The organism is Nocardia jiangsuensis, from assembly GCF_042650385.1.
In the GTDB taxonomy this organism is placed as follows: Bacteria; Actinomycetota; Actinomycetes; order Mycobacteriales; family Mycobacteriaceae; genus Nocardia; species Nocardia jiangsuensis.
Genome location: NZ_JBHSAX010000004.1, coordinates 188,326 through 214,767, shown reverse-complemented (window position 1 = coordinate 214,767; position 26,442 = coordinate 188,326). Strand labels below are relative to the sequence as shown.

25 protein-coding genes are annotated in these 26,442 nt (G+C 71.5%); 16 read left to right on the top strand and 9 right to left on the bottom strand.

Annotation, left to right across the window (positions count from 1 at the left end):
- The first annotated feature begins 103 nt into the window (after positions 1–103).
- From ctaD to ACFO0B_RS04745, 8 genes are all read left to right on the top strand, one after another.
- Complete coding sequence (ctaD, locus tag ACFO0B_RS04780) at positions 104–1,846, top strand: aa3-type cytochrome oxidase subunit I (protein WP_378611047.1); 1,743 nt, start codon at positions 104–106, stop codon at positions 1,844–1,846.
- An 86-nt stretch (positions 1,847–1,932) separates the two neighbouring features.
- Entirely contained in the window at positions 1,933–3,138 is a 1,206-nt protein-coding gene (gene serB, locus ACFO0B_RS04775; RefSeq protein WP_378611135.1) for a phosphoserine phosphatase SerB, read from the top strand.
- Between the two features lie 157 nt (positions 3,139–3,295).
- Complete coding sequence (locus ACFO0B_RS04770; protein WP_378611134.1) at positions 3,296–4,048, top strand: peptidyl-tRNA hydrolase; 753 nt, start codon at positions 3,296–3,298, stop codon at positions 4,046–4,048.
- Positions 4,049–4,191: 143 nt separating this feature from the next.
- Positions 4,192–5,025 carry an ABC transporter ATP-binding protein gene (locus ACFO0B_RS04765; RefSeq protein ID WP_378611133.1) on the top strand — a complete coding sequence of 278 codons (834 nt, stop codon included), beginning with the start codon at positions 4,192–4,194 and terminating at the stop codon, positions 5,023–5,025.
- A 29-nt stretch (positions 5,026–5,054) separates the two neighbouring features.
- Entirely contained in the window at positions 5,055–5,879 is an 825-nt protein-coding gene (locus ACFO0B_RS04760; RefSeq protein WP_378611046.1) for an NUDIX hydrolase, read from the top strand.
- Positions 5,880–5,910: 31 nt separating this feature from the next.
- Entirely contained in the window at positions 5,911–6,693 is a 783-nt protein-coding gene (locus tag ACFO0B_RS04755; RefSeq protein WP_378611045.1) for an enoyl-CoA hydratase-related protein, read from the top strand.
- A gap of 11 nt (positions 6,694–6,704) precedes the next feature.
- Positions 6,705–7,682, top strand: a complete 978-nt coding sequence (locus ACFO0B_RS04750; RefSeq protein ID WP_378611044.1) for a class I SAM-dependent methyltransferase — start codon at positions 6,705–6,707, stop codon at positions 7,680–7,682.
- Positions 7,683–8,951 (top strand): class I SAM-dependent methyltransferase, encoded by a 1,269-nt coding sequence (locus ACFO0B_RS04745; protein WP_378611043.1) that lies wholly within the window; start codon positions 7,683–7,685, stop codon positions 8,949–8,951.
- Here ACFO0B_RS04745 and ACFO0B_RS04740 read toward each other — a convergent pair.
- Positions 8,929–10,281 carry an outer membrane protein assembly factor BamB family protein gene (locus ACFO0B_RS04740; RefSeq protein ID WP_378611042.1) on the bottom strand — a complete coding sequence of 451 codons (1,353 nt, stop codon included), beginning with the start codon at positions 10,279–10,281 and terminating at the stop codon, positions 8,929–8,931. The genes ACFO0B_RS04745 and ACFO0B_RS04740 overlap by 23 nt on opposite strands.
- A gap of 129 nt (positions 10,282–10,410) precedes the next feature.
- Between ACFO0B_RS04740 and ACFO0B_RS04735 the strand changes: the two genes are divergently transcribed.
- Both ACFO0B_RS04735 and ACFO0B_RS04730 read left to right on the top strand, forming a co-directional pair.
- The gene (locus ACFO0B_RS04735; RefSeq protein ID WP_378611041.1) at positions 10,411–11,163 is read left to right on the top strand and encodes an acyltransferase; all 753 of its coding nucleotides are present in this window, start codon (positions 10,411–10,413) and stop codon (positions 11,161–11,163) included.
- The gene (locus ACFO0B_RS04730) at positions 11,160–11,699 is read left to right on the top strand and encodes a DUF1697 domain-containing protein (RefSeq protein WP_378611040.1); all 540 of its coding nucleotides are present in this window, start codon (positions 11,160–11,162) and stop codon (positions 11,697–11,699) included. Before ACFO0B_RS04735 ends, ACFO0B_RS04730 begins: the two co-directional genes overlap by 4 nt.
- Positions 11,700–11,702: 3 nt before the next feature.
- Here ACFO0B_RS04730 and ACFO0B_RS04725 read toward each other — a convergent pair whose 3' ends face one another.
- The 3 genes from ACFO0B_RS04725 to ACFO0B_RS04715 are packed head-to-tail and all read right to left on the bottom strand — an operon-like array spanning position 11,703 to position 15,257.
- Positions 11,703–12,956: a glycosyltransferase family 4 protein gene (locus ACFO0B_RS04725; protein WP_378611039.1), complete on the bottom strand. Its 1,254-nt coding sequence runs from the start codon at positions 12,954–12,956 to the stop codon at positions 11,703–11,705.
- Positions 12,957–12,966: 10 nt separating this feature from the next.
- The gene (locus tag ACFO0B_RS04720) at positions 12,967–14,484 is read right to left on the bottom strand and encodes a 1,4-alpha-glucan branching protein domain-containing protein (RefSeq protein WP_378611038.1); all 1,518 of its coding nucleotides are present in this window, start codon (positions 14,482–14,484) and stop codon (positions 12,967–12,969) included.
- Positions 14,481–15,257 carry a class I SAM-dependent methyltransferase gene (locus ACFO0B_RS04715; RefSeq protein WP_378611037.1) on the bottom strand — a complete coding sequence of 259 codons (777 nt, stop codon included), beginning with the start codon at positions 15,255–15,257 and terminating at the stop codon, positions 14,481–14,483. Before ACFO0B_RS04715 ends, ACFO0B_RS04720 begins: the two co-directional genes overlap by 4 nt.
- 160 nt (positions 15,258–15,417) lie before the next feature.
- On the opposite strand from ACFO0B_RS04715, the gene ACFO0B_RS04710 reads away from it, so the two are divergent.
- The gene (locus ACFO0B_RS04710) at positions 15,418–16,203 is read left to right on the top strand and encodes an electron transfer flavoprotein subunit beta/FixA family protein (protein WP_233019882.1); all 786 of its coding nucleotides are present in this window, start codon (positions 15,418–15,420) and stop codon (positions 16,201–16,203) included.
- 45 nt (positions 16,204–16,248) lie between these two features.
- Complete coding sequence (locus ACFO0B_RS04705) at positions 16,249–17,205, top strand: electron transfer flavoprotein subunit alpha/FixB family protein (protein ID WP_378611036.1); 957 nt, start codon at positions 16,249–16,251, stop codon at positions 17,203–17,205.
- Between the two features lie 99 nt (positions 17,206–17,304).
- Here the strand turns inward: ACFO0B_RS04705 and ACFO0B_RS04700 are convergent, their stop codons facing one another.
- Positions 17,305–18,162 (bottom strand): LysR family transcriptional regulator, encoded by an 858-nt coding sequence (locus tag ACFO0B_RS04700; RefSeq protein ID WP_378611035.1) that lies wholly within the window; start codon positions 18,160–18,162, stop codon positions 17,305–17,307.
- Between the two features lie 140 nt (positions 18,163–18,302).
- Between ACFO0B_RS04700 and ACFO0B_RS04695 the strand changes: the two genes are divergently transcribed.
- The 3 genes from ACFO0B_RS04695 (at position 18,303) to ACFO0B_RS04685 (ending at position 21,687) form a co-directional block, all read left to right on the top strand.
- Positions 18,303–19,652 carry an NAD(P)/FAD-dependent oxidoreductase gene (locus ACFO0B_RS04695; RefSeq protein ID WP_378611034.1) on the top strand — a complete coding sequence of 450 codons (1,350 nt, stop codon included), beginning with the start codon at positions 18,303–18,305 and terminating at the stop codon, positions 19,650–19,652.
- Positions 19,653–19,855: 203 nt separating this feature from the next.
- A complete protein-coding gene (locus ACFO0B_RS04690; protein WP_378611033.1) occupies positions 19,856–20,671 on the top strand; it encodes a GNAT family N-acetyltransferase in 816 nt (271 codons plus the stop codon).
- Positions 20,672–20,676: 5 nt separating this feature from the next.
- Positions 20,677–21,687, top strand: a complete 1,011-nt coding sequence (locus ACFO0B_RS04685) for a lysophospholipid acyltransferase family protein (RefSeq protein WP_378611032.1) — start codon at positions 20,677–20,679, stop codon at positions 21,685–21,687.
- Here ACFO0B_RS04685 and ACFO0B_RS04680 read toward each other — a convergent pair.
- The 3 genes from ACFO0B_RS04680 to ACFO0B_RS04670 form a co-directional block, all read right to left on the bottom strand.
- Positions 21,651–22,280, bottom strand: coding sequence for a class F sortase (locus ACFO0B_RS04680; RefSeq protein WP_378611031.1), 630 nt, complete (start codon positions 22,278–22,280; stop codon positions 21,651–21,653). The two genes, ACFO0B_RS04685 and ACFO0B_RS04680, sit on opposite strands and share 37 nt — an antisense overlap.
- Positions 22,277–23,647 (bottom strand): ice-binding family protein, encoded by a 1,371-nt coding sequence (locus ACFO0B_RS04675; protein WP_378611030.1) that lies wholly within the window; start codon positions 23,645–23,647, stop codon positions 22,277–22,279. Before ACFO0B_RS04675 ends, ACFO0B_RS04680 begins: the two co-directional genes overlap by 4 nt.
- Before the next feature lie 232 nt (positions 23,648–23,879).
- A complete protein-coding gene (locus ACFO0B_RS04670) occupies positions 23,880–24,578 on the bottom strand; it encodes a DUF998 domain-containing protein (protein ID WP_378611029.1) in 699 nt (232 codons plus the stop codon).
- 374 nt (positions 24,579–24,952) lie between these two features.
- Here ACFO0B_RS04670 and ACFO0B_RS04665 point away from each other — a divergent pair, with 374 nt between their 5' ends.
- Positions 24,953–25,714, top strand: a complete 762-nt coding sequence (locus ACFO0B_RS04665; RefSeq protein WP_378611028.1) for a GAF and ANTAR domain-containing protein — start codon at positions 24,953–24,955, stop codon at positions 25,712–25,714.
- 20 nt (positions 25,715–25,734) lie between these two features.
- Here ACFO0B_RS04665 and ACFO0B_RS04660 read toward each other — a convergent pair whose 3' ends face one another.
- Positions 25,735–26,427, bottom strand: a complete 693-nt coding sequence (locus tag ACFO0B_RS04660; protein ID WP_378611027.1) for a SanA/YdcF family protein — start codon at positions 26,425–26,427, stop codon at positions 25,735–25,737.
- Between the last annotated feature and the right edge of the window lie 15 nt (positions 26,428–26,442).

Genomic DNA, 26,442 nt, shown 5'->3' with positions numbered 1-26,442 from the left:
GCATCGGCCCGGAACGGAAATACGACACAGAGTAGGACCGGAGTCGGACCGCCCCGGCCAGAAGGTTTACGATCTGGGGAGCGCACGCGAACGAGGAGGATCAGTGACTGCTGTTGAGCCCCAGCCGGTCAAACAGGTGGAAGCGTCTCGGCCGTATCCAGCCCGTACCGGGCCGAAGGGGTCGTTCCTCTACAAGATGGTCACCACCACGGACCCCAAGGTCCTCGGTGTCATGTACCTGACCACCTCCATGAGCTTCTTCCTCATCGGCGGCCTGATGGCGCTGCTGATGCGCGGCGAGCTGGCCCGCCCCGGCCTGCAGTTCCTCTCGCCCGAGCAGTTCAACCAGCTGTTCACCATGCACGGCACCATCATGCTGCTCTTCTACGCGACGGCGATCGTGTTCGGCTTCGCGAACATCATCCTGCCGCTGCAGATCGGCGCCCCCGACGTCGCCTTCCCGCGGCTGAACGCCTTCAGCTACTGGCTGTACGCGTTCGGCGCGACCATGGCGACCGCGGGCTTCGTCACCCCCGGCGGCGCGGCGGACTTCGGCTGGACGGCGTACGTGCCGCTCACCGACATCCTGCACTCGCCCGGCGTCGGCACCGACCTGTGGATCCTCGGTCTCGCCGTCTCCGGCCTCGGCACCATCCTCGGCGGTGTCAACATGCTGACCACGGTCGTCTGCCTGCGCGCTCCGGGCATGACCATGTTCCGGATGCCGATCTTCACCTGGAACATCGCCGTCACCTCGGTGCTGGTCATCCTCGCGTTCCCGCTGCTCACCGCCGCGCTCTTCGGCCTCGCGTACGACCGGCACCTCGGCGGCCACATCTACGACCCGGCCACCGGCGGCATCCTGCTGTACCAGCACCTGTTCTGGTTCTTCGGGCACCCCGAGGTCTACATCATCGCGCTGCCCTTCTTCGGCATCGTCTCGGAGATCTTCCCGGTCTTCTCGCGCAAGCCGATCTTCGGCTACACCACCCTGGTCTACGCGACGCTCGGCATCGCGGCGCTCTCGATCGCGGTGTGGGCGCACCACATGTACGCCACCGGCGCGGTGCTGCTGCCCTACTTCTCCTTCATGACGTTCCTGATCGCGGTGCCGACCGGCGTGAAGTTCTTCAACTGGATCGGCACCATGTGGCGCGGCCAGCTGACCTTCGAATCACCGATGCTCTTCTCGCTCGGCTTCCTGGTCACCTTCCTCTTCGGCGGCCTCTCCGGCGTCATCCTGGCCTCCCCGCCGCTGGACTTCCACGTCACCGACTCGTACTTCGTGGTCGCGCACTTCCACTACGTGCTCTTCGGCACCATCGTGTTCGCCACCTTCGCCGGCATCTACTTCTGGTTCCCGAAGATGACCGGCCGGATGATGGACGAGCGGCTGGGCAAGTGGCACTTCTGGGCCACCTTCATCGGCTTCCACACCACGTTCCTGGTGCAGCACTGGCTGGGCGCGGAGGGCATGCCGCGGCGCTACGCCGACTACCTGCCCACCGACGGCTTCACCACGCTGAACACCATCTCCACCATCGGCGCCTTCGTGCTCGGCGCCTCGATGCTCCCGTTCATCTGGAACGTCTTCAAGAGCTTCCGGTACGGCGAGGTGGTCACCGTGGACGACCCGTGGGGCTACGGCAACTCGCTGGAGTGGGCCACCACCTGCCCGCCGCCGCGGCACAACTTCTACGAGCTGCCGCGCATCCGCTCCGAGCGCCCCGCGTTCGAGCTGCACTACCCGCACATGATCGACCGGATGCGGGAAGAGGCGCACGTGGGCTGGGGCACCACGAAGCACCAGGCCGAGTCCGACGAGCGGGTGGCGCTCTCCAAGTAACCGTGTGACCCGAGTGTGCACCCGCCGATCCCCGGCGGGTGCACACTCGTTTCGTGAGCGCACCCGACCGACCCTGGAGCAACCGCGTGGCCGACACCATCGTTCTCGTCACCGTCACCGGGCCCGACCGCCCCGGCGTGACCTCCGTGCTGCTGGCGGCCATGTCGCGGCACGGCGTGCACCTGCTCGACGTGGAGCAGGTGGTGATCCGCGGCAGGCTCACGCTCGGCGTCCTCGTCACCTGCCCGGCCGACCCGGAGCTGCTGCAGGACGAGGTCGAGGAGGCGATGAACACCGTCGGCATGAACGTCGACGTCGAGGTGGATGCCGCCATCGGCAGGCAGCCGGTCTCCACGCACGCCGTGGTGATCCTGGGCGCGCCGGTGACCGCGCGGGCGTTCAGCGCCGTCTCCCGCAGGCTGGCCCAGCTCGGCGCCAATATCGACTCCATCCGCGGAATCGCCGACTACCCGGTGACCGGGATGGAGCTGCTGGTCACCGCGCCCGACGAGGACGCCGTGCTGCGCACCGCGCTGGCCGAGGTGGCGGTGGCCGAGCAGGTGGACGTGGCCGTGGAGCGGGCCGGGCTGGCCAGGCGCGGCAAGCGGCTCATCGTCTTCGACGTCGACTCCACGCTGATCCAGGGCGAGGTGATCGAGATGCTGGCCGCGCACGCGGGCGTCGAGGACGAGGTGCGCGCGGTCACCGAGGCCGCCATGCGCGGCGAGCTCGACTTCGCCGAATCGCTGCGGCAGCGGGTCGCCACCCTGGCCGGGCTGGACGAGTCGGTGATCGAGGAGGTCGCCGAGCGGATCGAGCTCACCCCCGGCGCCCGCACCACCATCCGGACGCTGCGCCGGATCGGGTTCCGCTGCGGGGTCGTCTCGGGTGGCTTCCGGCAGGTGATCGAGCCGCTCGCGCACGAGCTGGAGCTGGATTTCGTGCAGGCCAACACGCTGGAGATCGTGGACGGGAAGCTCACCGGCCGGGTGACGGGGGAGATCGTCGACCGGGCCTACAAGGCGACCGCGCTGCGCCGCTTCGCCGCCGAGGCCGGGGTGCCGATGGAGCAGACGGTGGCGGTCGGCGACGGCGCCAACGACATCGACATGCTCAATGCCGCCGGGCTCGGCGTCGCCTTCAACGCCAAGCCGGCGCTGCGCGAGGTGGCCGACGCCGCGCTCTCGCACCCGTTCCTGGACGCGGTGCTCTTCGTGCTCGGCGTGACCCGCGACGAGGTCGAGGCGGCCGACGCCCGCGACGGGCTGCTGCGCCGGGTTCCGCTGGGCTGACCCGCCGTTCACCCGGCGGGTGCCCGCTCGGCCACGTATTCTCACGGAGTTTCGCTTGCGTGACGGACGGAGGTCGAGGGTGGAGGACGTCGGTTTCGATACGCGAGGCGAGATCGGCGCGGGCGGGACGTGCACGCCGGTCGGCCCCGAACTCGGGGTGGACGAGAACGGAAGCCCCACAGCGGGTTTCACCGCACTGCACGCCGAGCTCGCGCGCGGCTACGGCGATGCCCCGGACCCGGCCGATCCGGCGCAGGTCCAGGCCATGCAGATGGTGCTGCATCTGCCCAAGATCGAGCCACCGGCCCGCAGCGACCTGCTCGCGGCCGCCGCTGCCGTCGCGGTCGCGCTCTGCCTCGACGAGCGCTCCGCACCGGGCGGGCCGTGGGAGCAGGGGTATCTCGCCTGGAAGCGGGCCCGCATCCGCAAGGTCACGCGGCGGGCGCGCGGGGCGCAGTGGCGGGCCGCGCAGGAGGTTCCCGGGATCACGCTGACCGTGCGCGGCGCGCAGGCGCGGGCGCTGGTGCCCGGCCCGGTCGGCGCGGTGGACCCGCGGATCAAGCGGCTGCAGATCGGCGGCACCGAGCTGCTCGCCGACGAACCGGAGGAGCCCGCGGCCGATGTGCCGGCGCTCTGGGTGAACCGGGAGCTCGGGATGACGGTCGGCAAGGCTGCCGCCCAGGTCGGGCATGCGAGCATGCTGCTCGCCGGTGCGCTCCCGCTCGCCGCGGCGGCGCGCTGGGCCCGCGACGAATTCCGCTGCGCGGTGCGCGAAGCCGGGCCGGAGCGGTGGCGGGAGCTGCTCGCCCTGCACGCCGGTGGTGGCGCCGTTGCGGTGAGGGACGCCGGGTACACCGAGGTAGCGCCCGGTTCGATCACGGTGATCGCCGTGCCGCCCGCGCTCGGATGAGCCTGGCCCGCGGGCACCGCGGCAGACAGCGCCCCGGCACCGCCGCCCCCGACGCGCCCGCGGGCAATCATCCTGCGCCACCGGAGAACTTCGGGCACACCGCGCCGAGGGCGGCGGGGCGCGGCCGCCGCCCGTGGTCCAAGATGGAGCCCGTGTCGCAACCGGATCCCGATCTCCTCATCGACTTCAACGCCGTGACCATCCGACGGTCCGGCCGCACCCTGGTCGGCCCCGTCACCTGGCAGGTCGAACTGGACGAACGCTGGGTGGTGCTCGGCCCGAACGGAGCGGGGAAGACCTCCCTGCTCCGGATGGCCGCCGCCGAGATGCACCCCACCGCGGGCACCGCGAACCTGCTCGGCGAGGTGCTGGGCAAGGTCGCGGTCACCGAGCTACGCCCGCGCATCGGCCTCTCCTCCGCCGCTGTCGCCGCCCGGGTGCCCGCCGACGAGAAGGTCGCCGACCTGGTGGTCTCGGCCGGGTACGCGGTGCTCGGCCGGTGGCGGGAGAAGTACGAGCGGGTGGACACCGAGCGCGCGCTCGACATGCTGGAGAGCCTCGGCGCCGAGCACCTCGCCGACCGCACCTACGGCACGCTGTCGGAGGGCGAGCGCAAGCGGGTGCTGATCGCCCGCGCCCTGATGACCGACCCGGAGCTGCTGCTGCTCGACGAGCCTGCCGCCGGGCTCGACCTCGGCGGCCGCGAGGAGCTGGTCGAGCGGCTCGGCGACCTGGCCGGCGACCCGGACGCCCCGGCCATGGTGCTGGTCACCCACCACGTGGAGGAGATCCCGCCCGGCTTCACGCACGGCCTGCTGCTGCGCGAGGGCGAGGTGGTGTCGCAGGGGCTGCTGGCCGACGTGCTCACCGCGGAGAACCTGAGCGCGGCCTTCCGGCAGTCCATCGCACTGGATCAGGTCGACGGCCGCTGGTTCGCGCGCCGGGCGCGGCGCTCCGGCAAGCACCGGCACCGCTGACCTGTCCGAACAAGCGCTAGGGTGAGTTGGTGAGCGAGCCGAACGATCCCGAGCCCGTCGCCCCGCTGCGGGACGCCTCGACCGTCCTGCTGGTGCGCGACGGCGCCGCGGGGCCCGAGGTCTTCCTGCAGCGGCGGGTCACCGGCATGGATTTCGCCGCGGGGATGACGGTGTTCCCCGGCGGCGGGGTCGACCCGTCCGACGCCGACGCCGAGATCGCCTGGGCCGGGCCCGGCCCGGACTGGTGGGCCGAGCGCTTCGGCACCACCGGCCCGCGTGCCCAGGCGCTGATCTGCGCGGCCGTCAGGGAGACGTTCGAGGAGTGCGGCGTGCTGCTCGCCGGCCCCACCGCCGAGACCGTCGTCTCCGACACCACCGAGTACCGGGACGCCAGACACGCACTGGAGTCGCGGGAGACCTCGCTGGCGGCCTTCCTGGCCGAGACCGGCCTCGTGCTCCGCGCCGACCTGCTGCGGCCCTGGGCCAACTGGGTCACCCCGGTCATCGAGCGCCGCCGCTACGACACCCGCTTCTTCGTCGCGGTGCTGCCGGCGGGGCAGCGCGCGGACGGCGCCACCTCCGAGGCCGAACTGGTGCACTGGCGCACTCCGGCCGATGCGCTGGCGCGCTGGCGCGCAGGCCAGGACGTGCTGCTCCCGCCCACCTGGTCGCAGCTGGTGGCGATCGAGCGGTACCCGGACACCGCCGCGGTGCTCGCCGCGCAGCCGGTGATCGAGCCGATCGAGCCGCTGGTGGTGCACCCGGGCGGCCGCACGGTGCTCGAATTCCCGGACCACGAACGGTACTTCGCCGACGTGCCGGACCCCATGGAGCTGCGCGGCTCGGCGCGCTGACCGGGAGTTCGGCCGGGTAATCTCGCCAGCCATGTCGAACAACACGCCCGCGGAGTTCACCACCCTGGAGCTGCCCGAGCAGCGCGGGGTTGCGGTGCTGCGGTTCTCCCGGCCCCCGGCCAACCTGATCACCCTGCAGCTCGCCCGCGAGATCGCGGTGGCGGCGAAGCGGGCGGGGAAGAACGAGCGGGTGGCGGCGCTGGTCGTCTACGGCGACGAGCGAATCTTCAGCGCGGGCGACGACCTGGCCGAGATCGCGACCTGGAGCCCGGACCAGGCGGCCGCGCTGGCGAGCGACCACGCGCAGCACCTGGACTGTCTGCCGCCGGTGCCGTGCCCGACGGTCGCCGCGATCACCGGCTACTGCCTGGGCGGCGCGCTGGAGCTGGCGCTCGGCGCGGACCGCCGGATCGTCGGCGACAATGTCAAGCTGGGGCTGCCGCAGATTCACCGCGGCACCGTCCCGACGGCCGGGATGGACCGGTTGATCCGGACGGTCGGGCTGCGCACCGCCCGCGACCTCGTCTACAGCGGGCGCTACGTGGAGGCCGACGAGGCGCTGCGGCTGGGGCTGGTGGACGAGGTCGTGGCCCCGGACGACGTCTACGACGCCGCACACCGCTGGGCCGAGCGCTTCGCCGGCCTGCCCGGCGCGGCGGTGGCCGCCGCCAAGTCGGTGCTGGAGGCGCCCGCGCAGCACTCCTCGCACGCGATCTCGGCATGGATCGGGCTCGCGCGAACCGGGGAGCCGCAGCGGGCCGCGGGCGCGTACGCGGCGGACGGCCCGAACCAGGTACCGGGAACCGGACGGTAGGCTCTGAACTCATGACGGTACGCCCCGACGACCCCGCGCCGAACCCACACGCCACCGAGGCCGAAGTGGAAGCCGCGCGGGAGAACAACAAGCTCGCCCAGGTCCTCTACCACGACTGGGAAGCGGAGACCTACGACGACAAGTGGTCGATCTCCTACGACGAGCGGTGTATCGACTACGCGCGCGGTCGCTTCGACCTCGCGGCGGGCCAGGTCGAGCTGCCCTACGGCCGCGCCCTCGAGCTCGGCTGCGGCACCGGCTTCTTCCTGTTGAACCTGATGCAGGGCGGGATCGCCAAGAGCGGCTCGGTCACCGACCTCTCGCCGGGCATGGTGAAGGTCGCGCTGCGCAACGCGGAGCACCTGGGGCTGGACGTGGACGGCCGGGTGGCCGACGCCGAGACCATCCCGTACGAGGACGACACCTTCGACCTGGTGGTCGGGCACGCCGTGCTGCACCACATCCCCGACGTGGAGCTGGCGCTGAAGGAGTGCCTGCGGGTGCTGAAGCCGGGCGGCCGCTTCGTCTTCGCCGGTGAGCCGACCACCGCGGGCAACTTCTACGCCCGCTGGCTCGGTCGGATCACCTGGAAGATCACCACAACGATCACCAAGCTGCCCGTGCTCGCGGGCTGGCGGCGCCCGCAGGCCGAGCTGGACGAGTCGTCGCGGGCCGCTGCCCTGGAGGCTGTGGTCGACCTGCACACCTTCGAGCCGAGCGAGCTCGAGGCCATCGCCCGCCGGGCGGGCGCGGTCGACGCGCTCGCGCACACCGAGGAGTTCGCGGCCGCGCTCTGGGGCTGGCCGGTGCGCACCTTCGAGGCGGCGGTTCCGGACGAGAAGCTCACCATGCGGTACCGGCTGTTCCAGTACAAGGCGTGGCTCAAGCTGAGCGCGCTGGACGAGAAGGTGCTGCACCGGATCGTGCCGCGGCGCTTCTTCTACAACGCCATGATCACCGGCGTGAAGCCGGGCGCACCGGCCCAGTAGTTGGGATACTCCTTCGCGCGCCCGGATATCGCGTTCCTGGCGAGCGCGGCCGGGCGCGCGGCGCTGGCCGAGACGGACGGGTTGCCGCTCACCGACGGATCGCTGCTCACCGATCTCGGCCGGGTCAGGCGCGCGCACGGTGCGGCGGCCGCCGCCCTGGTGGAGACGGTGCGGCTGCGCCGCCGCGCCGCCGTCAAGCTGGACGGCGCGGGGGAGTGGTTGTTCACCGACGACGCGCTGCAGCAGGCGACGCCGAGCGCTGTCGCCAGGCATCGGGCCGCTCGGCTCGCCGGGCGCGCGGTGCACGACGTCACCTGCTCGATCGGCGGCGAACTCGCCGCCCTCGCGCGGTGCTGTCCCGCCGTCCTCGGCAGCGATCTCGATCCGGTACGCCTCGACATGGCGGCGCAAAACCTCGCCGCCACGGCGGAGACCTCGCCCGGCGCGGCCGGGGACGGTGCCCGCGGGGCGGGCACCGCTGCGGAGCGAGCCGCCGCGGCGGCTCGCCCGGCACTCGCGCCGGTGGTGCTCGTCCGCGCGGATGCGCTGGTCCCGTGCAGCCGCGACGCGGTGATCGTGGCCGATCCGGGGCGGCGGGCGGGCGGGAAGCGGACGCACGACCCCGCGGCACTGCAACCGCCGCTACCGGACCTGCTGACCGCCTACGCGGGCCGCGACCTGGTGGTGAAGTGCGCGCCCGGCCTGGACTTCTCCCGCCTGGACTGGCCCGGCGAGATCGAGCTGGTCTCGCTGGACGGTGGCGTCCGCGAAGCCTGCCTCTGGTCACCGGGGCTCACCGAACCGGGGATCACTCGCCGCGCCACGGTGCTCCGGACCGGGCAGCGATCGACCACCCTGACCGACGCCGACCCGGACGACATCCCGGAGCGCGAACCCGGCGCCTGGATCGTCGACCCGGACGGCGCCGTTGTCCGAGCCGGGCTGGTCCGGCAGTACGCCGCCGCCAACGACCTCTGGCAGCTCGACCCCCGAATCGCCTACCTGACCGGCGACACCGTGCCTCCTGGCACCCGCGGCTTCCGCGTCGTCGACCGCTTCGAGCTGCGCGAGAAACCCCTCCGCGCCGAACTGCGCCGCCGCGACTGCGGCCCCCTGGAGATCCTGGTCCGCGGCGTCGACCTCGACCCGGACCGCCTGCGCCGCACCCTCGCCCCGAGCGGCCGCACCCCCTACACCCTGGTGGTCACCAGGATCGGCCGCGCCGCCGCGGTCTTCCTCTGTACCGCTACCCCTGCGACACCGGCGTGAAGACGAACAGCTCCCCGATCCTGGTCGCCGTCACCACCTCGCCCTTCGGCCCGACAGCGGTGCCGGTGGTGCTGCCCTGCGCGTCGGGCAGCACGTCGGAGTCGACGGTCGCGCCGGTCTCGGTGTCGAAGGTGATGAGGGTGAGCCCGTCGCCGATCGCGGCCACCGTGTAGCCGGTGCCGCCCGCGGTCTGCACCGGGGTGCCGCGCAGCGCCAGATCCTTGCGCTCCCAGACGGTCTCCACGGCGTCGCCGGTGTCGCGCAGGGCGATCAGGTAGCCGTCGTCGCCTGCCGGGACGAGCAGCCCGTCGGCGTCGACCGAGAGCCCGCCGCGCGGAGTCCAGCCCAGCTCGTGCGCCCAGCGGGTGCGGCCGTCGGCGGTGTCGATGGCGAGCAGCCTGCCGCTGTTGTCGCCCACGTAGACGGTGCTCCCGTCGGCGGAGACGGTCGGCCCGGCGGCGGCGCCGTCGGTGAGCAGCTCGGCGCTCCACAGCCGCTCGATCCGGTCGCCGGTGTAGCGCAGCGCCACCAGCGCCGCGGCCGGGCGGCCGGGCTCCCACACCGTCGCGTAGATCCGCCCGCTCGCGCCGTCCACCGCCGCCTGCGTGGAGACGGCGCAGCGCGGGCCGCCGGTGGCGCAGTCGTCCAGCCCCTGCCCGGCGGCGGGCCAGGTGAGGTCGGGGGCGCGCAGGAAGTCCGGCTCGCCGAGCAGCTGGACGGTTGGCACCATGCGCTTGCCGGTCTGCCGCTCCAGCACGTCGACCTGGCCGGTCTGGGTGATCGAGAGGACGTGGCCGTCACCGGTGAACTGCATGGTCACCGGCACCCCGGCGACCGGGGTGCGCCAGCGCGGCTGGCCGAGGAAATTGTCCGAGTTCACGCCGCTGTCGTCGCCGACGTAGACATTGTTGGCCGAATCGAGCAGCGTGGGCGCGGCGATCGCGTTCGGGCCGAGCTGGTTGCAGAAGCGCTTGCGGCCGCTCATCTGGAACGAGAAGATCGCGCAGTTCGCGGTGCGGGTGGTGACGAACATCTGCCCCTGCGACCCCACCGTCACCGGCGCGGCAACCGGCCCGCCGAGCGGGCGCTGCCAGGCCGGGCCGAGCTGGCGCGAGCCCTCGACCGCGGTGGTGCCGCTGTTGCGGCCGTCGTTGTGCGCGGCGGTCCAGCCGAAGCCGGGGCCCTGCGTGATGTCGTCGACGTCGGTGCCGCAGGCGGTGAGCGCGAGGCAGGCCAGCGCCGCGGCAGCGAGCGCCGCCGCGCGGCGCGCGCCGGGAGCCGCGGCTAGCGTGCGTGCGCCCGGACGCGAGCGCGGAGCGGGAGCCGCCAACCGGGACGCCGAACGTGCACCGCCGCTTCGCACCTGCTGCTCTCCCCTCGTGGTCGTTGCCGGCGCCGAGACCGGCCGATGGCAAGACTAGTCTGTGGTATCCGAAGACCGATCGACGGAGGAGACTTCGTGACGAGCATGTGGGGTGCGCCGCTGCACTCGCGCTGGCGGGGATCGCGGCGCCGCGATCCGAAACAGGCCAGGTTCCTGACCCCGGCCTCGCTGCGCTGGGTGCTCGCCAACCGGGCGTACACGCCCTGGTACCTGGTGCGCTACTACCGGCTGTTCAAGTTCAAGGCGGCCAATCCGCACGTCGTGCTGCGCGGCATGGTGTTCCTCGGCAAGGGGGTGGAGATCCACGCGACCCCCGAGCTGGGGAGGCTGGAGATCGGCCGCTGGGTACACATCGGTGACGGCAACGCCATCCGCTGCCACGAGGGCTCGCTGCGCATCGGCGACAAGGTGGTGTTCGGCAAGGACAACGTGGTCAACGCCTACCTCGACATCGAGATCGGCGAGTCCACCCTGGTCGCCGACTGGTGCTACATCACCGATTTCGACCACCGGATGGACGACATCACGCTGCCGATCAAGGACCAGGGCATCGTCAAGAGCCCGGTGCGGATCGGCCCGGACACCTGGATCGCCGCCAAGGTCACCGTGCTGCGCGAGACCAGGGTCGGCCGCGGCTGCGTGCTCGGTGCGCACGCGGTGGTCAGGGGCGACATCCCGGATTACAGCATCGCCGTCGGCGCCCCGGCCCGGGTGGTGAAGAACCGCAAGGTGACCTGGGAGGCCGGCGCCGCCGAGCGGGAGAAGTACCTGGCCGCGCTGGCCGATATCGAGCGCAAGAAGAGCGGGGTCGGCGGCGGCGCGGCATGACCGGGTACGCCGCCCTGCTCCGCGGCATCATGCCGAGCAACAAGAACATGGCCAACGACAAGCTCCGCGGCGTGTTCGAGTCGCTCGGCTACACGAAGGTCGGCTCGGTGCTGGCCAGCGGCAATATCGTCTTCGATGCCGCGGACGACGACGTGCCCGCGCTGGAGGACCGGATCCAGGAGGCGCTGCGCGCCGAACTCGGCATCGGCGGCGGCACCATCGTGCGCAGCCACGCCGAGCTGCGCGCGCTGCTCGACCGCGACCCCTTCGACGGCCGCGAGCACGGGCGCGGCAGCTACCTCATCGCCACCTTCTGCAAGCACGGCGCGACCACCGAGCTACCCGAGCTGGACGATCCGCGCACCGAGGTGATCGGGTACGACGCGGACGCCCGCGCCTTCCTCGCCGTGATCGACAACAGTGAGCCCGGCAAGACCCCGGACTTCATGGTCTGGCTGGAGAAGGCCTACGGCAAGGACATCACCACCCGCACCTGGCTCACGGTGCAGCGCGTCGTGAAGAAGATGGAGTCCTAGCCGCTACTCCGGGTCGCGCTCCGGCAGCGGCCGCTCCACGATCGAGGGGCGGCCGAGGGGAATCCGCACCCGGCGCTTGGCCGTGGCGTAGACCTGCGCGGTCTCGGTCGCCACCACGTCCCAGGCGAAGTCGGCGGTGAGCCGCTCCCGCGCCGCGACGGCGCGGCTCTGCGCGGCGGCCGGATCGTCCAGCACCGCGCGCACCGCGTCGACGAGGCCGTCCACGTCGGCGGGTTCGAAGGAGGCGCCGGTGACGCCGTCCAGCACCGCCTCGCCGAGCCCGCCCGCGCTGGACGCGATCAGCGGAATACCGGCCGCGGCGGCCTCCAGCGCCACGATGCCGAACGGCTCGTAGCGGCTCGGCAGCACGATCGCGTCCGCGCCGTGCAGCCAGCCGAGCAGCTCCTGGTGGCCGAGCTGCCCGGTGAAGCTGACCGCGCGCGCCACCCGGTGCACCCTTGCTCGCTCGCGCAGCCACTCGAACTGGGTGCCGATGCCAGCCACGGTGAGCGTGGTGCCCGGGTGCGCGCGGCGGATCCGGGGCAGCGCCGCGATGGCGTCCTGCACGCCCTTCTCGTACTCCAGCCGCCCGACGTAGAGCAGCCGGGGCGGGCCGGTGCGCGGGGCGCGGGCGCGGAACTGCCAGGCCGCCACGTCGATGCCGTTGCGGATGACCGTGACCGGCGGCAGCTCCGGCCCGTACAGCCGCTCCACCTCGTCCTGCATCGAGCCCGAGCAGGTGATGAGCGCGTCCGACTCGTTCGCCAGCCACCACTCCACCGAGTGCACCTGCTTGTTCACCCGGCCCGCGACCCAGCCGCTGTGCCTGCCCGCCTCGGTGGCGTGCAGCGTGCTCACCAGCGGGACGTCGTAGAACTCGGCCAGCGCGACGGCCGGGTGCGCGACCAGCCAGTCGTGCGCGTGCACCACGTCCGGCACCCAGCCCTCGCCGATGCCGGGCTTGTGCAGCGCGATCCCGGCGCGCACCATGGCGTGCCCCATGGCCAGCGTCCAGGCCAGCATGTCGGTGCCGAAGTCGAAGCTGGGCGGGTCCTCCGCGACCGCGACCACGAGGACGCCCTCGGCGACGAACGAGTGCGTGGGGTGGCTGGTGGCGTCGGTGCCGGTGGGGCGGCGGGAGAGCACGACCACCTCGTGGCCCGCGGCGGCCAGCTCGACCGCCAGGTGGTGCACGTGCCTGCCGAGCCCGCCGACGACCACCGGCGGGTACTCCCACGACACCATCAAGATCTTCATATACGTCCTTCTAGGCCCGGCCGGCCAGGCGTCGCGCGTCGAGAGCGGGGAAGAGCCCGTCGGCCGCGTTCCATCCTGCCGCCAACCGGTCGGCTTTGGCGAGCTGTCCCGCGGTGGCCGCCCCCGCGATCTCCCGGACGGCGTGCGCGTGCCGGTGTGCCCGCTCCCGCGCGTAGCCCGCCGCGGAGTCCTTGCTGACCATGAACGCCCAGTCGCTGGAGACGGTGAGGATCGCCTCGCGCACCAGCTGGTCGGCGACCCGGTCGCGCAGCCCGTGCCCGCCGCGCCCGGCATGCAGTTTGTCCAGCGTGTCGAGGGTGAGCCGGACCACGTCGGCGTTCAGCTCGACCAGGTCCCGCACCTGCTCACCGGCCCATACCCGCCAGTCCTTGCCCGATCCCCAGGAAGAATCCGCGAGTTCGACCGGCGCCCCGACGTAGCCGTTCGCCCGCGCGTCGGCCAGCGTCCCGACGGTCACGCCGGCCTCGGGCAGCGCGCGCAGCACGCCGGCCAGCCACTGCGGCCCCTCGTGCCACCAGTGTCCGAAAAGCTCGGTGTCGAAGGCGGCGACCACCAGCGCGGGGCGCCCGATCCGGTCGGATTCGGCGATCAGCCGCTCGCGCACGGTGCCGACGAAATCGGCCACGTCGCGCTCGATCGCGACGGTCGCGAGCGCGGGGTCGTAGGGCGCCTTGTCCGGTCCGGCCACCGATTTGCCGGTCACCCTGGCCGGCTTCAGCCCGGTGCCGTGGTCGTAGTGGTGGAAGTCCCGGTAGGCGGCCTGTCCGGGGTAGCCGGACTTGGGCGACCAGACCCGGTAGCTGACCGGCAGGTCGCGCCCGAACGCGAGCACGTCGGAGTCGAGCACCGGCCTGCCCAGGCTGCTGTCGCCGCGCAGCGCGGGGCCGTCGACCATGAAATGCGTCACACCGGCGGTGGCGTACCCCTGCTCCATGCCCGGGGTGAAGCCGCACTCCGGCGCCCAGATGCCCGCGGGGCGGTGTCCCCAGCGCAGCCGGGCGTCGGCCAGCCCCTCGTCCAGCTGGAAGGCGCGCAGCCGGGGCTCGAGCAGCGGCTGGAACGGGTGCGCCAGCGGGCCGCCGAGCAGTTCCACCGTCCCGGCCCCGGCCAGCGCGCGCCACAGCGGCGCGGCGCCGTGCCGCCAGCGGGTCTCGAAGTCGGCGAGCGCGGCGGTGGCCAGCAGGTGCTCGTACCGGCCGAGCGCCACCTTGCCCGCGAGCGCCGCCTCGTCGGCTCGGAGCTGCCAGTTGCCGAGCCAGTGGTGCATGCCCGCGAGGCAGTGCGGGTCGTCCAGCTGGGCCGCGAGCACCGGCGTCACGCCGAGGCTGAGCAGGCTCGAACGGCCCTCGGCGGCAAGCTCTTCGAGCACCCGGAGCACCGGAATGTAGGAGGCGGCCCAGGACTGGTACAGCCACTCCTCGCCGACCGGCCAGCGGCCGTGGTGGGCCAGCCACGGCAGGTGCGAGTGCAGCACCAGCGTGAATTGCCCCGGGACGGAAGCGGTCACGGTTTCACCGCGATGGCGACCAGGTCCAGGCTGGCGTCGATGTCGTCGGCACGCAGCGCGAAGTCGTCGATGCCGACCGCGGCGACGTCGGCGGTCAGCGTCTCCGGCCAGGGCTCACCGGCCAGCGCGCGCTCGATCTGCGCGTCGATGAACGAGCCGCCGTGCTTGGCGTCCAGCGCTTTCAGCGCGGAGCCGTGGTGTACGCCGGTCATCTCGGCCACCGTGAACCCGGCCTCGACCAGCAGCTCGGTCAGCTCGGCCGCGTTCAGTTCGCGGGTGTGGAACGGGTTCAGCGGGGTGTCCCGGCCGGGCGAGAAGGTGATCCGGTTCGGCGTGCTGATCAGCAGCTCGCCGCCGGTGCGCAGCACCCGCAGGCACTCGCGCAGGAACTGCCCCTGATCCCAGAGGTGCTCGATGACCTGGAAATTCACCACCACGTCCACCGACGCGTCCGGCAGCGGCAGCGCGGCCAGGTTTCCCCGCACCATCTCCACCCGCGGATACCGCGCGCGGACGTGCGCCACCGCCGACTCGTCGTAGTCCACGCCGGTGACCCGGCGCGCGACGCCGGCGATCATGTCCGCGCCGTACCCCTCGCCGGAGCCGGCCTCCAGCACCTCGCGGCCCGCGCAGCGGTCGAGCAGCCGCGCGTAGACCACCTCGTGTCTGCGGAACCAGTAGTTCTCCTCCGCGATTCCGGGCACCGTGCGCTCGCCGGTGAGCGGCAGGGGCGCATCGGCGTCCGATGCGGCAGGGATCACAGCCTCGGTCATCGTTCCGACGTTACTGGTCGGGCATTCCACAGGTACGCTCGGAGTAAGTTACCCACGAGTAACTTAACGTAGGGTAATCTCCTCGATCGAGCCATTCGAAAGGCGCCGCCAGACCGGGCGACCGCCGACCCGTGCCCCAGAAGGAGGTCGACGAAGACCGATGCCGAACATCGTCGTACTCATCAAGCAGGTCCCCGACACCTGGTCCGAGCGCAAGCTCAGCGATGGTGACTACACCCTCGACCGCGAAGCCGCCGACGCCGTCCTCGACGAGATCAACGAGCGCGCGGTCGAAGAGGCGCTGCTGATCAAGGAGGCGCAGGGTGGCGAGGTGACCGTGCTGACCGCCGGTCCGGACCGGGCCACCGAGGCCATCCGCAAGGCGCTCTCCATGGGCGCCGACAAGGCCATCCACATCAACGATCCGGCGATCCACGGCTCCGACGTGGTGCAGACCTCGTACGTGCTCGCCGCGGCGCTCGGCCAGATCGAGGGCGTCGAGCTGGTCATCTCCGGTAACGAGGCAACGGACGGCCGCATGGGCACGGTTCCGGCGATCATCGCCGAGTACCTCGGCCTGCCGCAGCTGACCCACCTCCGCAAGCTCACCGTCGACGGCGACAAGGTCACCGGCGAGCGGGAGACCGACGAGGGCGTGTTCAAGCTGGAGGCGAACCTGCCCGCCATCGTCAGCGTGAACGAGAAGATCAACGAGCCGCGCTTCCCCTCCTTCAAGGGCATCATGGCCGCGAAGAAGAAGGAAGTGCAGACCTTCACCCTCGCCGACCTGGGCGTCGAGGCGGACACGGTCGGCGTGGCGAACGCGGGCAGCACGGTCACCGCGGCCACCCCGAAGCCGCCCCGCACCGCGGGCGAGAAGGTCACCGACGAGGGCGACGGCGGCACCAAGATCGCCAAGTACCTGGTCGGGCAGAAGGTCATCTGATCCGGGTCACCCGCCCGCACACGGACTTTTCAGGAGAGAGAAGACATGGCTGAAGTACTCGTGCTGGTCGAGCACGCCGAGGGTGCCCCGAAGAAGGTCACCACCGAACTCATCACCGCCGCCCGCGCGCTCGGCGAGCCTGCCGCCGTCGTGGTCGCCGCCCCCGGCACCGCCGACAAGCTGGCCGACGCGCTGACCCAGGCCGGTGCCGAGAAGATCTACGTCGCCGAGTCCGACGACGCCGACGGCTACCTGGTCACCCCCAAGGTCGACGTGCTCGCCGCGCTCTCGGAGTCGGCCTCGCCCGCCGCGATCATCACCGCCGCCAGCGCCGAGGGCAAGGAGGTGTCCGGCCGGCTCGCCGCCCGGATCGGCTCCGGGCTGCTCTGCGACGTGGTCGCGGTGAACTCCGACGGCTCCGCGGTGCACTCCATCTTCGGTGGCGCCTTCACCGTCGACGCCAAGGCCACCGGCGACGTGCCGGTGATCTCGGTGCGCCCCGGCGCCATCGAGGCGGCCCCGCAGGCCGGTGCCGGTGAGAAGGTCACCGTCGAGGTGCCCGCGCAGGAGGAGGGGGTCGTCAAGATCACCTCGCGCGATCCCATCGAGGGTGGCGACCGCCCGGAGCTCACCGAGGCGAGCATCGTCGTCTCCGGTGGCCGCGGTGTCGGCTCGGCCGACAAGTTCTCCGTGGTGGAGGCGCTGGCCGATTCGCTCGGCGCCGCCGTCGGCGCCTCCCGCGCCGCCGTCGACTCCGGCTACTACCCGGGCCAGTTCCAGGTCGGGCAGACCGGCAAGACGGTCTCCCCGCAGCTGTACGTCGCGCTCGGCATCTCCGGCGCGATCCAGCACCGGGCGGGCATGCAGACCTCGAAGACCATCGTCGCCGTCAACAAGGACGAAGAGGCGCCGATCTTCGAGATCGCCGACTACGGGATCGTGGGCGACCTGTTCAATGTCGCGCCGCAGCTCACCGACGAGGTGAAGAAGCACAGGGGCTGAATTTTCGCCCTGGGAAGGCCCGGCTCCGCTGTGGAGCCGGGCCTTCCGGCCGTTCGGGGGTCGGCCGGGCATGCGGGACCCCCGCACGCGGCGTGCGGATCACGCGCTGTGCAGCGCCGCGAGCAGGGTCTCGAGAACCGGGGACTTCCTCGCTTCGGTGCGGATCACCGCGTTCACCGGCACCCGCAGCCGGTGGTCGGCGAGCTCGACGGTGGCGATCCCGTCTGTGGGGCTGTGCGCGTAGAGCACGGTCCACGCGTCCGGGTGGTTGATCAGCTCCATGGTGGCGGTGTGGTCCGCGGGGATCGGGGGCCCGAAGGTCGGCCCGACCGGGAGCTCGGCGAAGGCCGAGCGGATGACGGTGTGCAGCAGCACCTGCTCCGACTCCGGCGGCAACAGCAGGGGGAAGTCGCTCAGCTCGCGCAACGTCACGTTGGTGCGCCAGGCCAGCGGATGCGCGGGCGCCACCGCCAGCATGAGCTCCTCGACCCATAACTGCTCCACCGCTATCCCCGGCTGGTCCACCGACCCGCGGATGAGCGCCAGATCGCAGTCCCCGTCCGCGACCGCGGAGATCCGCTGCCGGAACGGCTTGATCACGAACTCGATCTCCGCCCCCGGATGCGCCTCCCGCGCCCCGGCGATGGCGGAGAGCGAACGGGTGGCGAACGACATGTTCGCCGCCAGCCGGATCCGGCTGCCGGTAGTGCGCACCGCCGCCCTGATCGCCGACTCCAGGCTCAGCATCTGCTTGGCCAGCGGCAACAGCCGGGTGGTGGCGTCGGTGGGCACGACGGCGCGGGTGGTGCGCTCGAAGAGCTGGACCGAGAGGTCGCGCTCCAGCCGGGCGATCTGGTGGCTGATGGCCGACTGCGAGATGAAGCAGCGCGCGGCGGCGCGGCTGAAGCTCAGCTCCTCGCAGACGGCGACGAAGTATGCCAGCTGACGCAGCTCCACGCAAAGTCCCCTATTCATGAGCGAGTCAGATAAGAGTCATCCCGATTATGCGCCCCATCGGGTGAAATATCTCCGATATGAATGACGGTTGGTAATGAGAGAAGGAAACGAACACCGCACCTGGTGAGGGGACACCGATCATGGAACAGCCGTTGGCCGACACCACACCCGTCCTGGCCGGCGGGGCGGACACCACTCCGCTCGGCACCGAGAACGTCGAACACGCCGATGTCGTCATCGTCGGCTCGGGCTTCGGCGGCCTGGCCGCCGCCAAGCGCCTCGCCAAGGCGGGCATCAACTTCGTGCTGATCTCCAGCACCAGGGAGCACCTCTTCCAGCCGCTGCTCTACCAGGTCGCCACCGGCGTGCTGGAGTCCGGCGAGATCGCCCCGCCGATCGCCTCGGTGCTGCGCAGGCACGAGGAGGCCGATGTCAGGCAGGGCACGGTCGTCGCCGTCGACCCGGCCACCGCGGTGCTCACCTACGCCACCCCGAACGGCATCCAGCGCAGGCTGCGCTACGGCTCGCTCATCGCGGCCACCGGCGCCAGCCAGTCCTACTTCGGCCGCGACGAGTTCGCGGAGAAGACGTTCTCGCTCAAGACCATCGACGACGCCAAGGCGCTGCGGGCCCAGATCGAGCGGGTCTTCTCGGAGGCGAAGCACGCCGACGCCGAAACCAGGCGCAAGCTGCTCAGCTTCGTCGTGGTCGGCGCGGGCGCGACCGGCGTCGAGGTCGCCGGGCAGCTGAAGGAGCTGGCCGCGCGGCACTACCACCAGGAGATCTCGGTGACCCTGGTCGAGGGTGCGGGCGCCGTGCTCCCGCCCTTCGGCGGCGGGCTCTCGGAGTACGCGAAGGAGACGCTCGCCGGGAGCGGCGTCGAGGTACTGCTCGGCACCTTCGTCACCGATATCCAGTACGGCGAGGTCACCGTCAAGGACAAGGCGGGGGTGGAGCGCCCGCTCCCGGCCGAGACCGTGGTCTGGTCGGCGGGCGTGCAGGTGGGCGGCTTCGCGACGGTGCTCGCCGAGGCCACCGGCGTCGCCACCGACCGCGCGGGCAGGCTGCTGGTGAACCCGGACCTGACCGTCGCCGGCTACGCCGACATCTACGCCATCGGCGACATGACCTCGCTGAACGGCTACCCGGGGCAGTCGCCGGTCGCCATGCAGGAGGGCAGGCACGTCGCCGACGTCATCGCCAGGCGCAAGCAGCCCGGCACCGCGTTCCACTACTGGGACAAGGGAAGCATGGCGGTGATCAGCCGGTTCAGCGCCGTGGTGAAGCTCAACGAGCGCATCACCTTCCGCGGTTTCATCGCCTGGTTCATGTGGCTCGCGGTGCACCTGCTGTATCTGGTCGGCTTCCGCAACCGGTTCGCCGCCGTCGTCTCCTGGCTGATCGCCTTCATCGGCACCGGCCGCCCCGGCTTCGACGAGGTCGAGCCGGAGGAGATCGCCGCGCTGGAGCGGGAACGCCTGGCCGCCTGACCCACGCGACCGATCGCGCCGTCCCCTGGGCGGCGCGATCGTCGCATTTCGGGCACCCGGCATCGGCGGCGGCACGGACGGGCGAACCGGCACCGACGGGCCGGTGAACAGCCGGAGTGACGAATATCTCGTTAACCGAACGGGCACGCTCCTGACACCACGCGGACGCCGCGACGCGGTTTCCGGGTGAGTTCATCGGGTACATGACAATCTCGTCCGTGCTGACAGCCCCGGCTCGACCGTCGGACGCGGGGGTGGAGAGAGCCCGCTACGCCCTGGTCGTCTCCTCCGACGCCGAGCACCGCGAGGCCGCGCAGCGGCTGCGCTACCGCGTCTTCGCCGACGAGCCCGGCTTCTCGATCCCCGACACCGGCACCGGCCTCGACGCCGACCGCTTCGACGAATTCTGCGACCACCTGCTGGTCCGCGACGAGGCCACCGGCGAGTACGTCGGCTGCTACCGCATGCTGCCGCCGGAGCAGGCCGAAGCCGCGGGCGGCTACTACACCGCCACCGAATTCGACCTGAGCGCGCTCGACCCGCACGGCAACCGGATCGTCGAGATGGGCCGCGCCTGCGTGCTGCCCGCGCACCGCAACGGCTCGGTGGTCACCCTCATGTGGGCGGGCATCCTGCACTACATCCAGCTCACCGGGCACGAATGGGTCATGGGCTGCGTCTCGGTCCCGATGCGGGACCGCCCGGAAGACCCGGCCGGGGTGAACGTGCGCGGCGTGCGTGACCAGGTCATGGCGAAGCACGCGAGCGAGCGCCGGGTCCGGCCGTACAACCCGGTGGTGGTCGACGGGCGGACGCTGGACGAGCTGCCCGCCCCCCGCCGCCCCAAGTTGCCGCCGCTGATGAGCGGCTACCTGCGCCTCGGCGCCGAGGTCTGCGGCGAGCCCGCGCACGACCCGGACTTCGCCGTCGCGGACTTCGTCGTGATGCTCGGCCTCTCGACCATCAACACCCGCTACCTGAATCGGCTGCAGGACGCGGCCGCCGGCTTCGGAGGCTGATCGCCGTGGTGACCGAGATCTTCGCCGCGCCGAAGTCGGCGCCCGTGCACGCCTGGATGCCCGCCTGCCCGTGCGGTAGCGGGTGCATCGACGAGGGGGATCGAGTCGGCCGCGTCCGGGTGGCGGCCAGGGTTGCCGGGGTCGCCGGGCTGCTGCTGAGCTTTCCGGTCGTCAACGGCCTCACCCCCGCGGGCCGCCGGGAGCCGCTGCACCGCGGGTACGCCCGCGCCATGCTGAGCGTGCTCGGCATCCGGCTGTCGGTGATCGACAACCGCTTCGCCGACACCGAGCCGGACCCGAACGCTCCGCACCCCACCGCGGGCAGCGAACCCAGTCGAGCCGCGAAGCGGACGCGATTCGCCGAACCCGCCCAGGGCGCGCTGATCATCGCAGGCCACGTCAGCTGGTCCGACGTCCTGGTCCTGGCAGCGGTCCAGCCCCTCGGCTTCGTAGCCCGAGCCGACATGCTCGAATGGCCCCTCCTCGGCAAACTCGCGATCCGGATGCGCGTCATCCCGATCGAGCGCGAGAGCCTCCGCGAACTCCCCGGGGTCGTCGCCCGGCTCCGCGACCGCTTGCGAGCGGGCGACCGCGTAGCCGCCTTCCCCGAGGGCACCACCTGGTGTGGCCGTGCCTACGGCTCTCTGCGCCCCGCCCTCTTCCAGGCCGCCATCGACGCGGGCACCCCCGTCCAGCCGGTCCGCCTCGCCTACCGCGACGGCAGCGGCGCCTCCTGCACCGTCCCCGCCTTCATCGGCGACGACGGCTTCACGACCTCCGCCGCGCGGGTGCTGCGCGCCCGCGGCCTGGTCGCCGAGGTGGTGCTGGAACCCCGCGAACTGCCCGGCTCCGACCGCCGCGAGCTGGCCCGCCGGGTCGAGCGCGCGGTACGCGGGGAAAGCGGCTCCCCGCACCGCGACTGGATCGAGGCGGGCTCGACGCGGGTACGGGACCCGGAGCTCGGCGCCCCGCGGCCGGGTCACCGAGGTGGGGTCATCCCGATCAGGGCGGAGTAGACGACGACGTTCGAGAGATAGCTCCGTGCGGTGGTGTCGAATTCGCCCCCGCACGTCACCAGGTGCAGCGCGCTGAAGCCCTTGGACTCGTAGATCTCCCGCGTCGGGAATTCCGACTTCGGGTAGCTGGACACATTGTGCACCAGGAAATGCGCGACCGATCCGTCCGCCCTGGTCACATGGATCTGATCCCCGGGGCGGAGTGCGGACAGCCGGAAGAACACCGCGGGCCCGGTGTAGGAGTCGACGTGCCCGAGGATGACCGCGGCGCCCGGTTCGCCCGGCGCGGGGCCGTAGCGGTACCAGCCGGTGATCTCGTTGGCGGGTGGAAGTTCGACGGTGCCATCGGGATCGAGGCCGATCTCGATCACCGGCCCGGTGAGGTCGATAGCCGGGATATCCAGGTTCACCGGCACCGCTGTCGCGAGTGACACCGGGGCGATCCGGCCGGGTTCGAGCGCGGGCGGCGGAGCCTGCCGCAGGCCCGTGAGCAGACCGGTCGCGGCGAGGAGCAGCAGCCCCACCGCCGCCCGCCGGTGTCGCTGGGACACCGGCGAGCGGCGCGCGTGCTCGGGCGAGGCGGATCGGATCACCGTCGGTTCCGGCCGTGCTGCGGGGGCGGGGTCCGATGCCTGCGGACGATCCGGCTCGCTGCCAGACCGACGCCGGGTACGACGAGCAGGCCGAGCCCCATCAGCTGGTTCGCTGTGCCGCCCTCACCGGTGTCGGGTGCACCCCTCGGGGTGGCTCCCGGTCCCGGCGCGACCTCCGGTCCGCCCTGCTCGCCTTCACCGCCGGGTCCTTCGGGTCCGCCGGGTCCTTCGGGTCCGCCGGGTCCTTCGGGTCCGCCGGGTCCTTCGGGTCCGCCGGGTCCTTCAGGTCCGCCGGGTCCCTCAGGACCGCCGGGTCCTTCGGGTCCGCCGGGTCCTTCAGGTCCGCCGGGTCCACCCGGCCCGCCGGGTCCACCCGGTCCACCCGGGGTCCCCGGGAGACCGGGAATCGGGGGTCCGCCGGGTCCGCCGGGCAGTCCGGGGATGGCGGGAACGCCGGGCAGCCCCGGAATGGTCGGCACACCGGGAATGGTGGGCACCGGCACCCCGGGCAGGCCGGGAACCGTTGGCACCACCGTGGTGGTCGGTACGTCGGGCGTCGTCGTCGCCGTGGTTGTCGTTGTCGTTGTCGTGGTTGTCGTCGTCGGTGTCGGGGTGTCGCACAGCGGCCTGACGATCCGGTTGGTGTCGAGACTGACCTGCCCGTTGCGGGCCAGCATCCGCCCGTTGACATTGGTGCCGGTCTGGACCGAAATCGAGGTCAGGGCCATCACGGTACCGACGAAGGTGGTGTTGGTACCCAGGGTGGCCGAGCTGCCGACCTGCCAGAACACGTTGCACCCGGTAGCGCCGCCGATCAGCGCCACGGTGCTGTTGGATGCGGTGATCAGCGTCGATCCGGCCTGGAAGATGAAGACGGCGTTGGGATCGCCCTGCGCGTCCAGGGTGACGGTGCCGGTGAGCGACATCGCCGAAGCGGCCTTGTACACCCCCGCCACCAGGGTCTGTCCACCGAGATCACTGGTCACGATATTCGGCGGGGTGCGGCCTGCCGCGTCGTTGTAGGCCGTGACGAGATCGGATTGAGCCTGCAGAGCCACCGCGTCGGCGGCGTGGATGGTGCCGGAGTTCACCTCGCCGGGCGGGAAACCGGTGACCGCCGTTCCCGGGCTGACCCCGAGGTCGCCGGAGATCACCGACGGTCCGGTATTGGTGACGGCGGCGCCGGCCAGTACCGCGAACGACGTCGCCGTGCCCAGCCCCACGGGCGGTTGCGCGGCGCCGGCGAGGGGGGTTTCGCCCAGGGCGCCGAAGACGGCGACCGCCGCGGTCAGCGCACCACCGGTGAGGAGCAGCCCTATTCGCCTGCGCGTCGAAGCTCGTGGCGGTGGAGCAGCATGATTCGGCATGACCATAGGAAACACATCCCTTGACAGTGAAATTACCCGGAGGTAAAAACTCAGTGCGAAAAAACGCGGATCGGCCTGGGTATGCGAAAAGAGGCTCGCATCGACTGGCCTGAAAAGGGATGCTGGGTCATGGCACCCGAGAATTATCTGACAGCGACCGGCCTCGTAGCGAAGCGTCGCGTTCCGATGAATTCGACATTACGCCGTCCAGAGTTCGGAACCAAATAAAACTTCAGGTCGGTAAAGTGCGGACCGGATTCACGGGGACACGATCGGGGCGCCGCCGCACCGCGTCTCGGAGCGATACGATCACGATGGCCGCCCCGATGACGACCATCCAGGTCGGCAGGGGATAGAAGACGAGCCGCTCGGTGACGCCGATCTCGAGCCCGACGACCATCAGGACCGTGCCCGCGATCCCGACGGAGGCGCAGCAGGCCGACCACACCGCCGCGAGCCTGCGCTGTTTCCAGAGCCAGACCGCGAGCAGGATCAGCACGATGTGCCGGGAGACCAGCGCGGGCAGCACCGCGAGGGCGTGCACCACGATGCCGTCGTTGGACGGGAAGATGCCGGTCGCCGCCGTGCTCGTGCCGATGACGACGGCGAGGGCCACGATCGACCACTGCCGCGGGCCGTGCGGGATGTAGTCACGGAAACCGATGGCTCCGGCGATGGTCACCAATCCCAGCGCGACGAAGGTCGCGTTCATGATCAGATGCAGCGGGGAGCAGGCATGCTGCGTGCAACTGGTGACGCCGAGATCGCTGATGGTGTCGTGGCGGAAACTGTAGGGCATCTGCTGCCACGCGGTGGCGGTGACGATCTCCGCGATCAGATAGGTGCAGACCAGGCTCCACGCGAGGCCGGCCGCGAGGCGGCGGCCGGGCAGAGCGGGAGAAACCGGCCACTGATCGCGGTGTGTCCGCATCCGTACTCCTGCAGATCGAGATGGGTGTGGTCTCGGTGCCACACGGTGTTCGACTGCCGGGGTCAGGGACAGGAGAGCGAGGGGCGAAGCCCCACTCCACCAGTCTAGAGCCTCCGGTGCGATCTGCCGCTCGACATCGTTCGCACTGCCGCGCCACGTCTCGCCGGGCGGGCCCTCCGACCGGCGTTCGACATGCCGCCGCCGCCGTCAGAAGCACGAGGAAATCGCGCGTCTCCGCATGTAGGTGCCCATTTCGTGGGTATGCCCCTATGGTCGAGAGTGGTGCCGACGATCGCCGGGGGAAGCGGCAAGAGCTCGATATCGACGACAGCCCGATCACCGAGCGCACGGCACGAACGAAGGAGTCACCGTAGATGACCGGTACCCCGTTGTCGACGGACGAGCGCGAAGCGCGGCTCGTCGACGCCTTCGTCCACATGGCGGACACCCTGGTCGACGACTACGACGTGGTCGACGTCCTGCACGATCTCGTCATCCACTGCGTGCGCTTCTTCGACGCCGCCACCGCGGGCATCGTCCTGTCCGACCAGCGGGGCAGCCTGCAGGTGCTGGCGTCATCGACCGAGCAGACGCGCGTACTCGAGCTCTACCAGCTGCAGACCAGCGCGGGGCCGTGCTGGGATTGTGTGCACACCGGCGGATCGGTCCTGATCCCGGACCTCACCGCCGCGGCGGGGCGCTGGCCGCTGTTCGTTCCCCGCGCCCTCGACGAGGGGTTCGCGTCCGTGCACGCCATCCCGATGCGGTTGCGCGGCGAGACCATCGGCGCGCTCAATCTGTTCGGCCGCGTGCCTGGCGCCATGCCGGAGCAGGACCTCCGCGCGGTCCAGGCGCTCGCCGACACCGCGACGATCGGAATCCTCCAGGACCGGGCCATCCGTCGCGGCGAGGTACTGGCCCAACAACTCAAGACCGCACTCGCCAACCGCACCACCATCGAGCAGGCGAAGGGCGTGCTGGTGCACGCCGGTGACATCGATATGGACCAAGCGTTCCAGGCACTGCGGCGCTACGGCAGGCGTCGCGGCGCCCGGCTCTCCGAGATCGCGAAGCATCTGGTCACCGGTGGGGTAAGCCCCGAAGCCGTGCTCGGCGAGCACTACATCGGCGGGTAGCGGCCGCGCCGGGTGACCCGCTACGGGGCGTTCATCGCGTCCCGCACGCTCGTCTCCCGGTCCCCGAGGAAACGAGGTGCGGGCCGCGTGATCATGGCGATCGCCGCCTTGCCCGCCGCCAACTGGTCACGCACCCAGCACTTCCACCAGATTCCATTGCGCGGCTGCCCGCTGTCGGCGACGCCATCGGTCTCGATCCCCGCCGTGCGGCACAGCGCGATGGTGCGCGGCATGCTGAAGTCCTGGGTCACCACGATCGCGCTCGTGACCCCGAAGATCTCCCTGGCCCGCACGCAGGACTGGTAGGTGTCGAACCCCGCGTAGTCCAGCGCGACCTTGCGCTCCGGCACCCCGGTGCGCACCAGGTAGTCCCGCATCACGGTGGGCTCGTCGTGCTCCGGCGTCCCGTTGTCGCCGGTGACCAGCAGCGCCTTCACCTTGCCCGCCGCCAGCAGCTCGCGCCCGATATCCAGCCGCGCCGCCAGATACGGCGACGGCTCGCCCGCCTTCTCGTAGATCTGTGCCCCGAACACGATCGCCACATCGGCCGCGGGCACCGAGGCGACCGTGTGGTCCGTCCCGGCCCCGCGCCACCGCACCCAGCCGATCGAGCTCGCCGCCACCACGGCGACCGCCAGGGCCGAGATCGCTCCCGCGCGCACCAGCGTCCGCGGCCGCGGCCATTTCCGCCGTGCGTCCCCTCGTTTCTCCATGCGTCCAGTGTGCGT